The following is a 16,210-nucleotide window of genomic DNA, read 5'->3' as shown; positions in this document are numbered from 1 at the left end:
GAATGTCTAAAAAGTCCGAACGCCCAGTCGCGGGCCAGGAGCAAACTTGGTTTGCCAAAGGCAAATCAGATAGCTGGCAAGTTTTACTATCGCAGGTTGCTGCCCGGTTCGATCGCGAATACCGAGGAGAAGCTTTCGCTTTACCCGAAGAAGTCGAAGCAATGCCGATTTTCCTGGAATCAGTTGCAGGAACTCTCCAAGCAAAAACAGTTTCTCCCTTCTGGAAAATTGCCAAACCTCAAAAAAATCAGCGCTGTTTAGACATAGGCTGCGGAGTCAGCTTTCTGATCTACCCTTGGCGGGATTGGGAAGCCTATTTTTACGGTCAAGAAATCAGCAGCGCAGCGCGAGACGCCTTAAACGCTCGCGGCCCTCAGCTCAATTCTAAGCTGTTCAAAGGCGTAGAATGGGCCCCCGCTCACCAGTTAAATTACGAGGAGGCTCAGTTCGATTTATGCCTCGCTACAGGCTTTAGCTGTTACTATCCCATAGACTATTGGAGTATTGTCATGGGAGAAGTAAAGCGGGTACTCAAACCGGGCGGTCATTTTGTTTTTGATGTCCTCAGCCCTGATGCTCCTTTAGCAGAAGATTGGGCAATTTTGGAAACTTATAGAGCCGGCGAAGTATTTTTAGAGACAATAGAAGATTGGGAAAAAATGATTAAAGCTGCGGGCGCTAAGGTAGTAAAAAAGCAAAGCGGCGACTTATTTCAAATGTATAAAGTTCAATACAATTGAGAGGTTAAGGGGAATATGTAATTAGCTTTTTACTCAAAAATTCAATCATCCAAAGCTTGCTCTGCCGGACAAAAAACTACTTCATTCTTAGTGGAGAAATTAGGGTAAGTCAGCAAGTACAGATTAGTTTGAAAAGCAACAAATATTCAAGCTAACGCACCCTACTAACTACTAACTCACAATAGTGAAGCAAGCAGATTGGATATTACCTATTCCCATACCGGATTACCAATTACCGACGCCCAATTAATTTTCGGTAGCCGCAGGAGATGGCGCAGCTTCCGGCGATGGTGACGGCGACACTTCCGGGGATGGTGACGGCGACACTTCGGCTGCAGGAGATGGCGACACTTCCGGGGCCGGAGATGGCGACACTTCCGGGGCCGGAGATGGTGCAGCTTCGGGCTGCGGGGACTCTTCGGCGGCAGGAGATGGCGCTGCTTCCGGCTGCGGGGACTCTTCGGCGGCGGGAGATGGCGCTGCTTCGGGCTGCGGGGACTCTTCGGCGGGCTGCGGTTGAGGAGAAGGCGACTGTTCCCCGGCTGGCTTCGGTTCAGGCGAGGGCGACGGTTGAGCCGCAGGCTTGGGTGCGGGCGGCGACGGTTGAGCCCCTGGCTGCGGTTTGTTTGAGGGGGCCGGCGGCTTCTCAAACTGCGGTTTCACTTCTGTAGGCGCTGGGGAGGGCGGCTGGCCTGTTGGTCTGCTGGGTGCTGTGGGGGCGGGCGCTGGCTGCTGCTGGGCTGGTGGGTTGGGCCTGGTTGGGGTGACAGGAATGCCACTGCAAACTTTTTCGTCGTACTTAAACTCGACAGCCAGTTGGTAAAGCTTGTGCGTGGTGGCTGCTTCAAATGTTAGAGAAGGGCTAATAATCGCAATTTTAGCCGCATTATCGAGAATACCGTAACCCGTGGGGACGATCGGCTGTGGCTCTGCCTTGAGCAAGCCTTGAGGGCTGACAACTGCTCCAAAAACAGCAGTTCCTTGGAGTTTTTGCGAGCAAGCTGTTACGGGATAAGGGACATTCACAGGAGTCGATCCCGTCATTTCCAAGTCAGGATAAGCCTTTTGGAATCTGTCAAACAAAGCACGATAGTTAGTTACAAACGCAGTTTGCTGTGCCGCTGTGTCGGTGGATGAGTTTGAACCGGGTTGTCCGGGCTGTCCTAGCTGTCGCTGTCCTTCTTCAAATTGTTGCCTCCTGATTCTTTCTTCGGGAGTTTCTGCGATGAGATTCCTTTTATTGGGATCTTTTTGAGTCAATTTTGGTACTCCATCGGGTCCGACATTCCTGCCAATTGGGAATTCCGGGGTAAAGACTGGAGCTCCGTCTGGAAATAGTGGGAGTCCGCCTCTACTGGCTATAATCCTTTTGAGCGCCTCTGCTTCGTCTTCCGAGCCGCCGCCTGGAAGCGGGGGCGCTTCTGGCAGCGATGGTGGTGGCGGGATATTGCGATCAAAATTACCAGGTAAGGGTGGGAAAAGGAAACCGCTGGGAGGTACGGGTGGGACGAAAGTAGGTGTTGGCTGGGAGGGGGCTCTGAGTGTTGGGGATGGAGTTTTGGGAGGTGGCGGGGCTATTGGGGCCGTGAATGGCGGGAGAGGGGAAGGAGGCAGAGGGGAAAAGAATCCAGGAGGGGGCATTCCCGGCGGCATGGCGGGCAAGTTGATGGTATCAGGTGGGGGGGGCAAGGGCGGAGCTAACTTTGGCCCTGGTCGAAGAGGAACTGGTGCGATCGAAAATGGCGTAAATCGCGTATTTGACGGTTTCGGTGGTATGGTTTGTGGCAGGCGGCCGGCTTCTGCAGGAGTTAGTTCTACTAAGCCGACAGAACCGGGGATATTTTTTGAGGAATTTCCACCATAAAATATGTTTGAGAGCGTCGGGGCGCTTACTCCGAGGACTCCGTGCAGGCTGACAGAAGCTAGGGCTGCCCACCAAAAAGGCTGGCGCAGCGGTTCGGAGAGGGTGTTGGCTAGGGAGGAAGAGTCAGTCATGACTATGGGGAATGGGGAATTGGTAATTGGTAATTGAGAATTGATAATTGGGAATTGGAAGTTAATAGTTATTAATTGATATTTTTTTTGAGTGATTTTAAAAGTTGCTGTTGGAGAATTCAAAGGTATAATTTTAGCACGGTCGGTATCGAAATTGCCCGATCGACTTTTATTAAGATTTCGCGACCCTCACATCCAGCACTCAAGCCGAGAAACCGGGTTTTTGGGCTGGTTCAACGCTGTTATAGAAGCCGCCAATAGGGTGAGGACGTTGTTAATTGCTCAAACCATTGTTTATCTTGCCTACTGCCTTTGGCCGAATCCTATACGCGGTTTCTCAGATATTGTTGAGAATGGTGAGCGGGGCGTCAGACGGGCCGGACTGGGGCGATGGAGAAAACAGACTGCGCCGCTGCTATACCGTCTTTTTTCGGGATCTGGAGCGCCACTAATTCATTAAACACGATCGAGCGAACGGATCGACCCCTGTTTCCAATTCGGTTACACAACCGGATTCATCCGTAGAAGTAATTACTCAATCCAAAATCCAAAATCCAAAATCGATGGATTCACCAGCGATAGCGGTAATTTTTAAAAGGAGCTCCCTCGATGGTGAGCAAGTCGATGGGATAAATTGGAGCGCCGCTTGCCATATATTGAAACATTTCTCGAACTTCCTCTCCCCGCAACGACAACTGGTCTAATTCCTTGAGAGAATACCAGCCCGCGCACAAAGTATGCTCATCCGGCTTACTCTTGGGCGGCGTCTTATCTTGTGGACGAGCCACAAAAATGACTCGGAGGCGCACATTGCCCCTAGGCATCACTGTGTGCTCTACCCGGAGAATTCCCTCAACGATGATGGAAATGCCCGCTTCCTCAAAGGTATTACGCATAGCAGCTTCGAGCAAAGTCTCCCCTTTTTCCACTCGCCCTGCTGGGAGATACCACTGCTGCTCGTACTTGCGCTCTTGTACCAGTAGAAAACGGTCTTCTAAGTGAACGACAACTAGGGTAAAATACCATGTTTGAATCGGCTCGCGAGCCATAGAAGTAGATATTCCCTAAGCAAAAGGTTAAAGGAGCGGCAGATGTTAGCAATCCAAAGGATGCTTCGGCAAGTGTCTTTGAACTTGAAAAACAGATCGTAGCACTCCGGCCGCAAAATCTAAAATCTACAATCTAAAATCTAAAATTGACAATGCCATTACCAACCGTGATTTTACCAGGATATTTTGCTGCTGCTTCCGACTATCGCGAATTAGAAAAGTCTTTGGTCGATCGAGGTTTTCCAACAGTAACAGTGCCTCTGGGCAAGGGAGATTGGTTGCCGACTTTTGGTGGGCGGTCGATGGTGCCAATTTTGCGACAGCTCGATCGCACGGTCAAACAAATGTTACAGCAATACGGGGTTCCCCAGATCAATCTCGTCGGTCATTCCGCCGGCGGCTGGATTTCTCGCATCTATTTGGGCGAAAAGCCTTACACGATTCACGGCGACGTGCTTGAGGATGCGGGTTTGTGGGAAGCTCACCCTTATGTGAATACTTTAATAACTTTAGGCACGCCGCACGTCTCTCAAGAGCGCTGGACGCGCAAAAATCTAGATTTTGTCAAAATTCACTATCCGGGGGCTTTTCACCCGCAGGTGCGCTACGTGTGCGCTGCTGGGAAGGCTGTTTTTGGCAAGCGCGGTTTTGGGACTTGGCTGGCTTATAAAAGTTACGAGTTGACTGTGGGGAAGGGCGAAACTTGGGGAGATGGAATTACGCCGGTGGAAGCTGCTGTTTTGGATGGGGCCGAAAATCTGGTGTTGGAGGGGGTTTGGCATTCGCCTCGTTCTCCGGGGAAGTGGTACGGTTCGCCGGAGGTTTTGCCGGCTTGGATTGGGCATTTGTGTTAGAAACGAACCGCGAAGACGCGAAGGAAGAAGCAGAAGGTTTAAGGGGCGGATTTAGTTAGAATTTGATATTAGGAGCGAGTTTAGTGCGGCAAAAGTCGCCTCCCCGATGCTATGTTTACTTAAATTTTTATCACTAACTGAATAGAGTGAAAAAATATTTTATGTGGCATCATCGGTAAGATTCAGAAGTCACGGCGAACCACACAATCAAATTATACGTTGGCTGGGGTGGAATTGGGCGAAAATGCTACTGTGCGCTTGGAGGCAGATAACGAATTTCAGCCGGATGCTTTGTTGAGAATTGATGCGGGAGGTCGATCGCAAATTAGGGATGATGATTATGTGCGATCAGTATGCGTAGAATCATCGCAGTGTTTGGTATTTGGTGCGAGGGGCGATCGCTCTTTATTGACTATTTGAGGCGATTACTCTGGCGGTTCAGTATCGAGAGGGGCTTGACGGCGGTGACGAATATGTAATATCGCAATGGTATCGCCCTCCACCACAAACAGAATCCGATAGGTTCTTCCTTTACCAACCCAAAGTTGTCGAATTTCTCGATTAATGATGGCTGCTTCGGGGGCAACTGAGCAACGGTAAGGAAATTGTTGCAGGGATGCGATCGCATCTTGGAGGTCGTAGTACCACTGATTTGCGGCATCAGCACTCAGATAATCGCACATCCAACGGTAGGCGTTTTCAATTTCTTGAAAGGCGGGTGGTTGGATTAGGAGTTGATAACTCATAGACGAGGAGGAATGTTGAACTGCTGCTGTAGCGCTGTCATGGCTCTCTCGGCTGGAATACCTTCACCTCGATCAAAGCTTTCGAGTCCTTTGCGGATGCCGATGATGGCTTCGAGGTAGTCGATGCGCTCTAGCAGTTGTTCGTAGGTATTAAGTTGGGGGTTTGGAGTGGATTTTAGCGATCGTACCAAGCTAAGAATATCTGCGAGCAGTTCGTCAGGGGTGCTATCGATTTCTTGGATGAGGAGTTCTTTGATGGTCATCGCGGCATCTGGTGGAGAATTGATACTTTGATTATAACGAGTGTCGATCGCCCCTTATTGACCTCGACCCGGTTTACTATCGGCAAAACCTGACCCTTCCGAGTATAAGAAAGTGGCGATCGCACTCCGTAGAATCATCTCAGTGTTTGGTATTTTGTGCGAGGGGCGATCGATCTTTTTTCACTCAAGCATCGCTTTCCGTCTAATCCTCGCATTATCATAATAGTAGAAATAGAATAAGATTGTGAAAGGTGAACAAATGGCACAAATTACCACGACTGAATTACCCCAAAGCCTCCAGACTCTATTTATAGAGGTCGAACGTACCAAAACCCCCCTCACCATCATCCATGAAGGGAAACCATTAGTGATTATCTATCCTGCCACTACCCAAACCCCACGCCCTGTGTTTGGCACAATGAAAGGCAGCGGTGAAATATTAGGAAATTTAATTGCTCCTGTTGCCCAACTATGGGAAGTTTTAGAATGAAACTTTTACTTGATACCCGCATTTAGCCAGCGATCGCACTAAACTGTTGCTTGAACAAGCATATCCTCTACCTGCCTAATTTGCTTCCAATCAATTACTGCAACCCAAAGACTTTCCTCTTGAGAATATTGCACTACGCCATCGACTTCTAACTCTTCGTCATACAATGCTAGCAATTGACCATCTTGCAACTTAATATTTTGGCGACTCAAATCTTCAATCGTACCCACGCAATTTAGGCGAAGACGACCCTGCTCATCCGCATTATGAAAGTCTGCAAAGATTCTGGGATATTTCATATTTTTGCTCAACTCAGGATGATTGTTGTGGTGGATTAGGAATCGTTGGTGTCAGCAGAAGACTTGCTTTTTCTGGTGTTAAGCCAGTTAATGTTGCATGATTTGGACTTCGGCCAGAAGTACGGATGACATCTCCATCGGACGATCGAACCTCACCCACTGTGGTCACACCAACTTGTCCATGAGGGATTGTCACTGCTAACTCTGCTACCGATAATCCTACTGCACATTCTACAGAAATTCCCGTGATGCCGCTGGGGTGAGTTGCCGTGCTGCGTTTAATATCTTCAGGACGATTGCGACCGCCACGAACTACTAATGCCTCGTTTGGAATTCTGTCCACAAGTGTAGGCTGTTTGATTTAAGTACGCGCTATACTTTAGCAGAAATCTTTGTCCATAGGGCGATCGATCTTTATGATTGGTGATGCGATCGCTCTCCGTGCAATCAGCGCACTTTGAAATGGTGGAAATGGATAAGATTGTGAGTGAAAAAAGAGGTTGGGTGACACCAGCGTCAACCCAACCTACAAAAAAAGGCGCTCGCACTAATGGAGAGCAGCAATCACACTTATTCCTTTTATACTAGGCGGACATATTCACGTAGTTGGGAACGTAGACCTTGAGTAATCATTGGAAAATTATTGATTTCTTGAATGATAGAATTCTCAGATCTGCCACTCTTCTTAAGCTCCTGAACTACAGCCTTTGCTAAAGTGTCAACCCCAACCTTTGCAATCATGCTTGAAACGCCTGCAATCAAGGTGAGAGCAAGTGCGCCACCAATCATGCCAAAAGGACCACCTAAAAAAGCTAACGAAGTTGTAATTGCTACGGCTCCTGCATAAGAAGAGGTTGCAACAAGCCCAACTAAGACTAAACCAGCAACTCCTAGACCAGCTAACTTATTGACTATCTCATCCATAATAATTAAGTGCTCCGCTAAACTTCAGATTAATTAGACCTTCAAAGTCAAACTGAACTAACTATCTTTAGCCTTTACCTCCAAACAGTTTATATATTCCGTATCCAACAGCAGCCGCCGCAGCAACAGGTGCAGCCGCAACTATGGCAGTACCAGCAATTGCGCCTCCCCCGACAACGCCACCGATACCAGCAAGGGTGCCCATAATTGCAGCACCAGAAGCACCGCCAGCTACCGTTACAGCACCAGCACCAACTAGACCAGCAGCAGCCCCAATGTTTGTAGCTGTTCTTGCCGCTGCACGAGCATCATTCTCTTCCTCAGACAAGTTGGATTGCTCTTTGAACAAAGTTTCATTCATTATTTTTGCCCCCAGATAAGCAGGACCTGCTGCTAATACCGCAGGAGCCGCGGCCATACCACCACCAACCACACCACCTGCCGCAGCTAGACCCGAAGTAATTCCTGCTCCTGAAGTTGCTGCAACAGTCAACCCTGTTGCAGCACTGGCAGCCGCACCTACCGCAGCACCAGTTTCTGCAACCGCTTTGACTGTTTTTACTGTATTTCCATTAATTCCCATATTTTTTTCTACAACATTTTCTACAACTTCTTCACCTGCTTTACTGGCAAAATCTTCCCAATTCATAAATCGATTTATCCTTTTAATACTTGTTCCATTATCCTTAATAAATTCAAGGTTTGTCTAGCCCAAAAAAGTTCTATTTTGCCGCCACTTCTCCTTCGCTTTTACTTTAACTTTAATCTAACTTTGTACAATAATGTACGAAAATGTACGAAAATGTTGGCAGTTGTGAGCTACAATACACAAAACTCTCGCATCTCCCTGCCAGATGAATCTTAAAGAAATGTTAAATGTCGCCGATCGCATAGTTTTCGAGAAAACAGGTCAGCACCTTGACGATTTACAAGAAGCGGTACTGCGGGGAACTCTACAACGCGAGACATACAAAGAAATAGCGAAAGACTTTGACTGTTCTGAAAGTCGCATCAGGGAAATCGGATCGGAATTATGGCAGATCCTTTCACAGGAGTTAGGAGAAGATGTTAGTAAATCGAATGTTCGCTCAGCAATAGAGAGGTTACAAAACTCTAATGTTGTAAACCTTGCACAAGACGTTGTAGTGAGCGGTAGTTTTAACATCTGTGGAGAAGCTAGACACCCGCCAAATATCCCAAACTCACACCCACCAAATCAGGAAACAGCTAACCCAAAACAAACCAAAACTCTACATCACGATTTAAGCGAAATGCCAGAGTTGGGTGATTTCTTCGATCGCACTCCCGAACTCCAAACCCTCACCACCTGGATTCTACAACAACGCTGTCGCCTCATCACCCTCACCGGCATCAGCGGCATCGGCAAAACATCCCTAGCAGTACAACTCGTACAACAAATTAAAGACGAGTTTGAGTACGCAGTTTGGTACACACTAGACGAATTCCCCACCATAGAAAAATTTCAATCTAACCTAATACAGCTTTTTTCCCATTCCGAAAAACAAGATTCATCCCCAACAAACCAAAAACGCTTATCCCTGATTAAGAATTTACAAAACCATCGCTGTTTAATCGTCTTAGATGACGTTCACAACCTTTTCTGTAGTGGCGAATTGGCAGGAAAATATAAACCAGAATCCGAAGAATATCGCTCTTTATTCAAACAAATAGAAAAATTATCTCATCAAAGCTGCTTGATGTTAATAGGTTGGGAACAACCGAGAGAAGTAACTCAAGCTAAAAGCCAAAATACTTCTATTCGTAACTTACAACTCAAAGGTTTAGACATAGCCGTCGGACGGGAAATACTCAGAGACTATGGGTTAGAAGAAAGCGACAACAGTGAAACCCTCATTCATCGCTACCAAGGCAACCCCCTATGGTTAAAAAGCGTGGCGAATCTGATTCAAGACTTGGGTGGAGGCGTGACAGAGTTATTACCAAATGATACCATATTGTTGCCCGAAGATTTGAAAGATGTTTTACAGCAGCAGTTCGATCGCCTATCCGAACTAGAAAAACAAGTAATCTCCTTGTTAGCGAAAGAAAGCCAGCCAATCAACCGGGCAAAATTGCTAGAAAATGACCGAATTCCGGCTTCAGATTTGCTAAATGCCCTGCAATCTCTATCGCGGCGCTGCTTGATAGAACAACAAGCAAATTTTTACACGATTTCACCTGTACTGAGGCAATATGCGATCGCCCAGGCGGTGTAATTGATACAACCCTTGCTGGCATTCTCGCCCTTCACCCCAATTACTAGAAGTGGCAATGGGCGATCAGGTAAATGGGGCGATCGGTTCGATAGAATGATCGGTAGTCGCAATTCCATTGTTTGCCATGACGCTAAAAGAATTAGAGCCTCAACTGCTGGCACTCTCTGACGACGAAAAAGCTCAAGTCGTTCAACTCCTATCTCAAGGTAAAATTACTCCTTGGCGCGGTATAGAAAAAACGCCTGATGTTTGTGGCGGGAGTGCCTGCATTGCTGGAACTCGCATCACCGTTTGGGGACTTGTAGAAGCTCGTCGCATTGGCTACAGCGAAGCCGATTTACTCACAAGCTATCGATTGCTCTCTGCTACTGATATTGCTAACGCTTGGGCCTATGCTGAAGCCTTTCCCGATGAAATTGAAACAGAAATTCGGGAAAACAATGAAGTGATGGACGAGGATTTGTAGCAGATGGCACGTCTCTATGCCGATGAGCAATACCCCTATCCTGTTGTAGAATTACTGAGAGCTTTAGGACACGATGTTTTGACTGTCCAAGAAGCAGGCAGAGCCAATCAGAAAATTCCTGACCCGGATGTTTTAGCTTTTGCTACTAGCGAAAAACGTGCCGTCATTACCGAAAATCGTAAAGATTTCTTTCGGCTGCACCGCATACAGCCCCTTCATGCTGGCATTATCGCCTGTACGAACGATCGCAATTGGGAAACGCTGGCTAACCGAATCAACGCGGCTATTACAGCAGAAGAATCTTTGCAAGGTAAACTAATTCGTGTTGTGCGCCCTTCACCGTAACTTAGACGGCAGTGATGCCTTGCCCTAAATGCTTCAAGACCTGAAAAGCCGATCGCAATTCACTTCGCACAGTATAAATCGAAAATGCCCGCGATAACCCGTATTCGGCTGTAGGTTGAGCCCTGAGTTTCACAAACAACAGATCATCGCCATTCGTCAACATACCAAATCTCGGTTTATCCAAATCACGATTTGCCATCATGTATGCTAATGCTTGGGGTAATGCCGATCGCGTCGAAATCGTAGTCTTCTTACACTCCAAAACTATTACCCAAAGCTGCCAAGGCAAAATCAAGATATCAATTCGTCCGCGCAGGGTTTCTTCCCCATCATCGATCGCAATTTCGATAGCAGCTTCAGCCTTCATCCTGAAAGGTGGATCGTAGAATCCCGCCAGTTCTAACAAAGGTGATGCCACCAGCAAAGTCACTGCCCCTTCTAACAATTCTCCATCGGATCTATGATATAGCAATCTGCGTCGTAGCGTATCCAAAGCAGTCTGTTCAGAATCGCTGAGACTTGGCAATTGGGTTTGCCACTCTGTAAAAAAAGCCTCATTCTCATTTCGGCTCAAATTCAACCTTGATTCAGCCTCAGCAAGGCTTTTAATAGCTTCTGTAACTGCAATAACCTTTGCCATTCGTTCACCTTTGATTCAAACCGTTGAATTTCCCAGGAAAATTAGCTTCATTATAATCAAAAATATGGAAACTGCTATAGCGATCGCAGTTTTCAATATCATATGAATTCCGCTTGAATTGGAATGATTAAACCGCAGAGGACACAGAGAACACAGAGTCAGAGAACAGAGAGATGAATAATTCCTATGCTACCGGATTTGATATCACTTCTATTGATTTGTGTCCAAAAACAAAAACCGGGCAACTTCAAAGCTACCCGGCAATCCTAACTTTAGACCTCAGACAAATCTAAAATCTAAAACCTAAAATTCTTAAACAGCTACAGTCTTCTTAGCAGAGGAACTCAATTCGCCCTTAGCATACTTAGCTGCAAAATCGTCCAAAGACACTTGCTTAATCTTTGTACCGTGACCGGCGCAACCGAAAGAATTATAGCGATCGCTACAAACCTTCTGCATATACTTGATCGACGGCTTCAAGAAGTGGCGCGGATCAAACTCATCGGGCTTCGCAAACAAAGCTTCGCGTACCGCAGCGGTAATCGCCAAACGGTTGTCAGTATCGATATTGATCTTGCGAACGCCGCACTTGATGCCCTTTTGGATTTCTTCCACAGGTACGCCGTAGGTTTCGCGGATTTTGCCACCGTTGCTGTTGATGATTTCCAGCAATTCTTGGGGCACAGAAGAAGAACCGTGCATTACCAAGTGAGTATTCGGCAAGCGGCGGTGAATTTCTTCAATGCGGCTGATTGCCAAAATTTCGCCAGTCGGCTTGCGAGTGAACTTGTAAGCGCCGTGAGAAGTGCCGATCGCGACTGCTAGAGCATCAACGCCGGTTTGCTCAACGAAATCCACAGCTTGTTCAGGATCTGTCAGCAACTGATCGTGAGAAAGCGCACCTTCAAAGCCGTGGCCGTCTTCTGCTTCGCCCATTCCTGTTTCCAGAGAACCCAAGCAACCCAGTTCGCCTTCAACGCTAACGCCGATCGAATGAGCAACATTCACCACATCGCGAGTAACTTGAACGTTGTACTCGTAGCTAGCGGGAGTCTTAGCATCCGCTTCCAGAGAACCGTCCATCATGACGCTGGTGAAACCTTGGCGCATGGCAGAATAGCAAGTGCCGGGGGCATTGCCGTGGTCTTGGTGCATGGAAATGGGAATGTGAGGATAGGTTTCAACTGCTGCCAAAATCAAGTGGCGCAGGAAATTTTCGCCAGCGTAGGAGCGAGCGCCGCGAGAAGCTTGCAGAATCACAGGGCTGTTGGTTTCGTCAGCAGCGCGCATGATCGCTTGGATTTGCTCCATGTTGTTGACGTTGTAAGCCGGTAGGCCGTAACCATTTTCAGCCGCGTGGTCGAGCAGCAATCGCATAGGTACAAGCGCCATAGATATTCCTCCTAATTATTTGTGATTTTTGGGCAGTGAATTTTGAACAAGCTCAATTCTTACGATAATCTTAAGACAATTTGCCACCGATCGCGCACTATCTTTCCAGATTTACTAAAAAGTTCAAAAAACAAAATTTTGAGTTCCAAGCATTCCACTCAAAACTCAAAATTTTTAACTCACAAATTTTTTATGGGTCGCCCGGGATTTGAACCCGAGACCGGTCGGTTAAAAGCCGAATGCTCTACCGCTGAGCTAGCGACCCGCGAAAACATTGTTACCGCACACAATTTCTAATAGTAGCACCCCTCATTTGAAATAGCAAGTGTTTTTTAAATAAAATTTGCAGTCATGCGAACCAGCATCTCGCAAGTCGCTCCCGGCTGCAAATAAATCAAGTGTTCGCCAGTGTTGAGAGCATTTCGAGGAGCAGTCCAAGGTTCCAAACAGTAAAAATCCTTGCCCTTCACCATCCAGAAAACCAACTTCCCATAGCTGGAGTTGTAACTGAGGGTGAGCCGCAAGCCGCTCGCCGCATCAGTAACAGTAGCAGCAAGACCAGTGAGTTCGTCAAAGGAAACATCAATTTCATCCAGCGTCTCGTCAAAAACCCCTGTGAAATAACCCTTTTCATGGGTGTTCTGATCTCTGTACTGCATCCCCGGAATCTCAAAGCGGAGCTTAGATTTGTCCGTCGCCAAAAAGTAGGGGTGCAAACCACTAGAAAACGGCATGGGTTCGTCAGACAGATTGGTGTATCGCTGAAAAATTTCCAAAGAATTGCCTTTAATCTGATAAGTGAAGGCTAGTTGGAAATCAAAGGGATAAACAGCCAGCGTCTTGTCGCAGCTATCGAGAATCAGCGTCAGAGCGGCGCAACCCTCCGTAACTTGTTCGCCTATTGTCCAAGGCAAATCTCGGGCAAAGCCGTGCTGTTTGAGCTTACGCTGCACTCCCTTGTGCGTGTAAGTATTCTCGGGGAGATTGCTGCAGATGGGAAACAGGATGGGAATCCCGCCACGTACAGTTAGATCGGGATTGGCGAACCGTTCCGCGTCCAAATAGAAGATTTCTTTGCCTTCAACCAGCCAGCTAGTGGCAATACCGCCCCGTTCCGGCACAACTTCTAGAGTAGAGTTAGCGGTTTCGTCGGAGAGGATATAGGTTTTGTACTGCTTTTGCTTGAGCGCGATCGCAAACACATTTGTCATCGGTAGTAGGTCATTGATCATTGGTTGTCAGTAAATCGATCGTTAATAATTGGTCGCTGGTATGTTGATGTTCACCCATTACCGCCCCTATCCTCCCCCTGCTGCCTCGCTCCGGCCCCCACCGGCTAACCAATGATCCTAGCTATAGGAGGCAGGGCGAGCCGGTGCTTGGAGCGCTTGCTGGTGGTAGCTGGAACGATCGCGGAGGCCGGCTGCTCTTTGAGTGCGACTTCAAAAGATACAGCCCTGGGGGGAAGATAGCTTTGGGGACTCGGCACTGCTCCTTGACTGGGAGATGGGGGCGAAATAAACGGCTCTTTGATGAATGGCTCTTTTGTAAATGGCTCTGGTTCCCGGCTGGGATTTTTAGGTTGAGTGGGGTAGATGCGCGGCGGCAAATTTTGATTCGGAGATGGGTTTGATTCAATTGCAGGCCCTGTCCCGTTCGGGAAAAATGAGGAGTTGTCCGGCTGTTGGGGCGCAGCCGGCAAAGCCGGCAAAATCAAAGTAGGTTTGGGTTGTCCGGGGCCTTGCTGATTGCTTTCACCGGAGGTTCCCCCGGAACCTCGCCCCGGCTGGTATGTACCGCTCTTTGCTGCTCCGGGCAATGGATAATTTGGAGTTTTTGATGTCGCTCCTGGCTGGACTAGGGAATCGAGAACTACAGAAGATCCCATCGGTCGATCGAAAATACTAGAAATTTGCTCGACGCGTTTGAGGATGCGATCGGCTGCGGCTCCCTTCACAACCTTCGGCTGCAACTTTTTCACCTCCACAGGCAGAAACTCTACCTTCATATTCCTGTCTTTGAGCGATACTTTCAGGACTGCGGTATCGTAATCCCTGCGAGCATTCCCGCCGAATATAAAATTCCCCAGCGAGTAAACTATCGGGCGGCCCTTATAAATTTCTGCACCTTGCAGTACCTGGGGATGGTGTCCCACTACCAAATCAGCTCCTTGGTCGATCGTGAACCGAGCCAAATCAATCTGCCAGTCCCCTGGATAATCTGCCAATTCGACTCCCCAGTGGTAATTAACAATAATCCAGTCTACCTGACCCCTAAGAGCTCGAATATCCTCCGCCACGCGATTGTTGCGGCGGGGGTTAGTTCCCGCTTTCCCTTGGTCGGCGATGTTAAGCTCGGCATCATAATAACCGAGGTAGGCAATTCGCTGACCCTTAACTTCAATAATATCTGGACGCCTCGCTTCTTTAATATCTCTGCCGGCTCCCAGGTGTTGAATCCCACTATTATCTAGAGTATTCATAGTCTCCACCAGCCCTGGTTCCTCGTAATCCATAGCGCGGCTATTTGCCAGATTGACAATATCCACTCCTCCGGCTGTTAATACTTTCACCGATTCTGGATCGGCTTTAAAATTTAATTGTTTTTTAGCAGAGCCCAATGTAGAGCGAGTCAAAGAGTTTTCTAGGTTAACCATCGCCACATCTGCTTGCCGATACTCGTCCATATTGGCGAAAGCCCATTGGTGATCGTTGGCAGCAGATGCTCCGAGCGCATCCGATAGATTCACGTTTCCTCCGAACATCAGCGTTACTGTTGGGTCGTAAGGATTAGCAACTTGCTTTTGCTTTACTACTGGTACCACTTCTAAGGCCGCTTGCACCGTATCCGCACGTTTTGGAGGCGGCCCCGAAATTAGAGCAGCTTGCTGGTAGCGGGATACTGGAGAGCCTAACTGCAGGGTCACAGCCTCGTGGTAGCTGACCCAACACCCTAAAATAAATGAGGCAAGTGCCGATCCCACTAGCAGCAGAGAACGATACGTTTTAAATTTAACCCAATCGACGACCGGTAGGGAACGGTAACGTCGCCGCTGGCGGTTTGCCGGAGTGACAATTCGCACTGACTGTTTCCAGAGAATGTCTGCATCCCCAGCCAAGCGCGCGTGAATTCTGACTCCTTCTACTGCTGGCGAGTTGAGTCTCCAGAGTTGGTGGCAAATAAATTTGACTAAGCCTTCTCGGAGAGTGCTCCCTAGTAATGTAGTATCTGGCGCAAATTCGCGCTGGAATTCTACGAGGATTTGGACGCAGCCGGCCTGAGCCTGTTCGACGCGGGCATAAATCCCTTCGGGGCGCAGCAAGCTGTCAATCCAGTAATTCAGGGCTTGAAAGTTGCCCGATCGCGCTAGCTCCAAGATAGACGGCTGCGACCAATTTTCTGCGTACACCATCAATTAGCCTCCTTAATACGCACGAGCAATGACTCCAATTTGTGTTGAACGGAACCGCAATTCTTTTAGCTTAACCGCCACAGGTTCCACTGCCCGTTTTGAAGCTAGTTGTTGGCCGCCACCATTTTCTACATTTAGGGGCTGCCTGCTGTCAGTGATTTTTATCACACTCCGGTCAATCGATTTTAGATTTTAGATTTTAGATTTTAGATTTTAGGTTTTAGGTTTTAGATTGAGGAAAGAGACGGTACTGTGGGCGATCGAACAAAAGTCGAAACCAGAGGTTTCTGGGGGACTTGAAACAGAAGAGAGGAAGATTTCTGATGCAGAGTCTGTTTTTATTGTCGCTGTTTGAGTG

Annotated in this window: 20 protein-coding genes and 1 tRNA gene; 7 read left to right on the top strand and 14 right to left on the bottom strand. The window is 47.9% G+C overall.

From position 1 onward, the window contains the following. Positions 1-2: 2 nt before the first annotated feature. The gene (locus QUB37_RS12585; RefSeq protein WP_333162374.1) at positions 3-740 is read left to right on the top strand and encodes a methyltransferase domain-containing protein; all 738 of its coding nucleotides are present in this window, start codon (positions 3-5) and stop codon (positions 738-740) included. 246 nt (positions 741-986) lie between these two features. Here QUB37_RS12585 and QUB37_RS12580 read toward each other — a convergent pair whose 3' ends face one another. Together QUB37_RS12580 and QUB37_RS12575 are read right to left on the bottom strand one after the other, a co-directional pair. Beyond that, positions 987-2,735, bottom strand: a complete 1,749-nt coding sequence (locus tag QUB37_RS12580; protein WP_333162372.1) for a hypothetical protein — start codon at positions 2,733-2,735, stop codon at positions 987-989. A gap of 569 nt (positions 2,736-3,304) precedes the next feature. Continuing rightward, positions 3,305-3,784 carry an NUDIX domain-containing protein gene (locus tag QUB37_RS12575; RefSeq protein ID WP_333053933.1) on the bottom strand — a complete coding sequence of 160 codons (480 nt, stop codon included), beginning with the start codon at positions 3,782-3,784 and terminating at the stop codon, positions 3,305-3,307. 152 nt (positions 3,785-3,936) lie between these two features. Between QUB37_RS12575 and QUB37_RS12570 the strand changes: the two genes are divergently transcribed. Further along, positions 3,937-4,638 (top strand): alpha/beta fold hydrolase, encoded by a 702-nt coding sequence (locus QUB37_RS12570; protein ID WP_333162369.1) that lies wholly within the window; start codon positions 3,937-3,939, stop codon positions 4,636-4,638. A 219-nt stretch (positions 4,639-4,857) separates the two neighbouring features. Continuing rightward, a complete protein-coding gene (locus QUB37_RS12565) occupies positions 4,858-5,058 on the top strand; it encodes a hypothetical protein (RefSeq protein ID WP_333162367.1) in 201 nt (66 codons plus the stop codon). Positions 5,059-5,063: 5 nt separating this feature from the next. Here QUB37_RS12565 and QUB37_RS12560 read toward each other — a convergent pair whose 3' ends face one another. Further along, positions 5,064-5,384, bottom strand: a complete 321-nt coding sequence (locus QUB37_RS12560; protein WP_333162365.1) for a type II toxin-antitoxin system RelE/ParE family toxin — start codon at positions 5,382-5,384, stop codon at positions 5,064-5,066. Beyond that, a complete protein-coding gene (locus QUB37_RS12555; RefSeq protein WP_333162363.1) occupies positions 5,381-5,647 on the bottom strand; it encodes a hypothetical protein in 267 nt (88 codons plus the stop codon). The genes QUB37_RS12560 and QUB37_RS12555 overlap by 4 nt, the downstream gene beginning before the upstream one ends. Positions 5,648-5,906: 259 nt before the next feature. Between QUB37_RS12555 and QUB37_RS12550 the strand changes: the two genes are divergently transcribed. After that, positions 5,907-6,137: a type II toxin-antitoxin system Phd/YefM family antitoxin gene (locus QUB37_RS12550; RefSeq protein ID WP_333162361.1), complete on the top strand. Its 231-nt coding sequence runs from the start codon at positions 5,907-5,909 to the stop codon at positions 6,135-6,137. Positions 6,138-6,175: 38 nt separating this feature from the next. Here the strand turns inward: QUB37_RS12550 and QUB37_RS12545 are convergent, their stop codons facing one another. From QUB37_RS12545 to QUB37_RS12530, 4 genes are all read right to left on the bottom strand, one after another. Further along, the gene (locus tag QUB37_RS12545) at positions 6,176-6,436 is read right to left on the bottom strand and encodes a hypothetical protein (protein WP_333162359.1); all 261 of its coding nucleotides are present in this window, start codon (positions 6,434-6,436) and stop codon (positions 6,176-6,178) included. Positions 6,437-6,449: 13 nt separating this feature from the next. Next, entirely contained in the window at positions 6,450-6,779 is a 330-nt protein-coding gene (locus QUB37_RS12540) for a flavoredoxin (RefSeq protein WP_333162357.1), read from the bottom strand. A 236-nt stretch (positions 6,780-7,015) separates the two neighbouring features. Then, a complete protein-coding gene (locus QUB37_RS12535) occupies positions 7,016-7,360 on the bottom strand; it encodes a hypothetical protein (RefSeq protein ID WP_333162355.1) in 345 nt (114 codons plus the stop codon). A gap of 67 nt (positions 7,361-7,427) precedes the next feature. Beyond that, on the bottom strand, positions 7,428-8,009 hold the full coding sequence (locus tag QUB37_RS12530) for an RNA polymerase subunit sigma-24 (protein ID WP_333162353.1): 582 nt from the start codon (positions 8,007-8,009) through the stop codon (positions 7,428-7,430). Positions 8,010-8,214: 205 nt separating this feature from the next. Here QUB37_RS12530 and QUB37_RS12525 point away from each other — a divergent pair, with 205 nt between their 5' ends. From QUB37_RS12525 to QUB37_RS12515, 3 genes are all read left to right on the top strand, one after another. Next, positions 8,215-9,597 (top strand): NB-ARC domain-containing protein, encoded by a 1,383-nt coding sequence (locus tag QUB37_RS12525; protein WP_333162351.1) that lies wholly within the window; start codon positions 8,215-8,217, stop codon positions 9,595-9,597. Positions 9,598-9,721: 124 nt separating this feature from the next. After that, positions 9,722-10,063, top strand: coding sequence for a DUF433 domain-containing protein (locus tag QUB37_RS12520; protein ID WP_333162349.1), 342 nt, complete (start codon positions 9,722-9,724; stop codon positions 10,061-10,063). A gap of 3 nt (positions 10,064-10,066) precedes the next feature. Further along, a complete protein-coding gene (locus QUB37_RS12515) occupies positions 10,067-10,408 on the top strand; it encodes a DUF5615 family PIN-like protein (RefSeq protein ID WP_333162347.1) in 342 nt (113 codons plus the stop codon). 1 nt (position 10,409) lies between these two features. Here the strand turns inward: QUB37_RS12515 and QUB37_RS12510 are convergent, their stop codons facing one another. The 6 genes from QUB37_RS12510 to QUB37_RS12485 all read right to left on the bottom strand — a co-directional run bounded on the left by QUB37_RS12510 (position 10,410) and on the right by QUB37_RS12485 (position 16,020). Next, the gene (locus QUB37_RS12510; RefSeq protein WP_333162345.1) at positions 10,410-11,048 is read right to left on the bottom strand and encodes a type I restriction endonuclease; all 639 of its coding nucleotides are present in this window, start codon (positions 11,046-11,048) and stop codon (positions 10,410-10,412) included. 312 nt (positions 11,049-11,360) lie between these two features. After that, entirely contained in the window at positions 11,361-12,440 is a 1,080-nt protein-coding gene (gene fba / locus QUB37_RS12505; protein ID WP_006633469.1) for a class II fructose-bisphosphate aldolase, read from the bottom strand. A gap of 193 nt (positions 12,441-12,633) precedes the next feature. Continuing rightward, positions 12,634-12,705: transfer RNA gene (locus tag QUB37_RS12500), tRNA-Lys, on the bottom strand. Between the two features lie 67 nt (positions 12,706-12,772). Further along, positions 12,773-13,642, bottom strand: coding sequence for an aldose epimerase family protein (locus QUB37_RS12495; protein ID WP_445251251.1), 870 nt, complete (start codon positions 13,640-13,642; stop codon positions 12,773-12,775). 134 nt (positions 13,643-13,776) lie between these two features. Continuing rightward, positions 13,777-15,852 carry a CapA family protein gene (locus tag QUB37_RS12490; protein WP_333162341.1) on the bottom strand — a complete coding sequence of 692 codons (2,076 nt, stop codon included), beginning with the start codon at positions 15,850-15,852 and terminating at the stop codon, positions 13,777-13,779. Positions 15,853-15,864: 12 nt separating this feature from the next. Further along, positions 15,865-16,020, bottom strand: a complete 156-nt coding sequence (locus QUB37_RS12485) for a hypothetical protein (RefSeq protein WP_333162339.1) — start codon at positions 16,018-16,020, stop codon at positions 15,865-15,867. Positions 16,021-16,210: the final 190 nt, after the last annotated feature.

This window comes from Microcoleus sp. AT3-A2, from assembly GCF_036705685.1.
Taxonomy (GTDB): Bacteria; Cyanobacteriota; Cyanobacteriia; order Cyanobacteriales; family Microcoleaceae; genus Microcoleus.
Note: the sequence above shows the minus strand (reverse complement) of the source record. Positions and strands in the feature narration are given on the sequence as shown.

What these genes read in the sequence shown, in the direction of transcription:
- QUB37_RS12580 (WP_333162372.1), bottom strand. Translation starts at nt 2,735, where the DNA reads ATGACTGACTCTTCCTCCCTAGCCAACACCCTCTCCGAACCGCTGCGC.
- QUB37_RS12535 (WP_333162355.1), bottom strand. Translation starts at nt 7,360, where the DNA reads ATGGATGAGATAGTCAATAAGTTAGCTGGTCTAGGAGTTGCTGGTTTA.
- QUB37_RS12555 (WP_333162363.1), bottom strand. Translation starts at nt 5,647, where the DNA reads ATGACCATCAAAGAACTCCTCATCCAAGAAATCGATAGCACCCCTGAC.
- QUB37_RS12545 (WP_333162359.1), bottom strand. Translation starts at nt 6,436, where the DNA reads ATGAAATATCCCAGAATCTTTGCAGACTTTCATAATGCGGATGAGCAG.
- QUB37_RS12510 (WP_333162345.1), bottom strand. Translation starts at nt 11,048, where the DNA reads ATGGCAAAGGTTATTGCAGTTACAGAAGCTATTAAAAGCCTTGCTGAG.
- QUB37_RS12575 (WP_333053933.1), bottom strand. Translation starts at nt 3,784, where the DNA reads ATGGCTCGCGAGCCGATTCAAACATGGTATTTTACCCTAGTTGTCGTT.
- QUB37_RS12550 (WP_333162361.1), top strand. Translation starts at nt 5,907, where the DNA reads ATGGCACAAATTACCACGACTGAATTACCCCAAAGCCTCCAGACTCTA.
- QUB37_RS12560 (WP_333162365.1), bottom strand. Translation starts at nt 5,384, where the DNA reads ATGAGTTATCAACTCCTAATCCAACCACCCGCCTTTCAAGAAATTGAA.
- QUB37_RS12490 (WP_333162341.1), bottom strand. Translation starts at nt 15,852, where the DNA reads ATGGTGTACGCAGAAAATTGGTCGCAGCCGTCTATCTTGGAGCTAGCG.
- QUB37_RS12570 (WP_333162369.1), top strand. Translation starts at nt 3,937, where the DNA reads ATGCCATTACCAACCGTGATTTTACCAGGATATTTTGCTGCTGCTTCC.
- QUB37_RS12515 (WP_333162347.1), top strand. Translation starts at nt 10,067, where the DNA reads ATGGCACGTCTCTATGCCGATGAGCAATACCCCTATCCTGTTGTAGAA.
- QUB37_RS12525 (WP_333162351.1), top strand. Translation starts at nt 8,215, where the DNA reads ATGAATCTTAAAGAAATGTTAAATGTCGCCGATCGCATAGTTTTCGAG.
- QUB37_RS12585 (WP_333162374.1), top strand. Translation starts at nt 3, where the DNA reads ATGTCTAAAAAGTCCGAACGCCCAGTCGCGGGCCAGGAGCAAACTTGG.
- QUB37_RS12530 (WP_333162353.1), bottom strand. Translation starts at nt 8,009, where the DNA reads ATGAATTGGGAAGATTTTGCCAGTAAAGCAGGTGAAGAAGTTGTAGAA.
- QUB37_RS12520 (WP_333162349.1), top strand. Translation starts at nt 9,722, where the DNA reads ATGACGCTAAAAGAATTAGAGCCTCAACTGCTGGCACTCTCTGACGAC.
- fba (WP_006633469.1), bottom strand. Translation starts at nt 12,440, where the DNA reads ATGGCGCTTGTACCTATGCGATTGCTGCTCGACCACGCGGCTGAAAAT.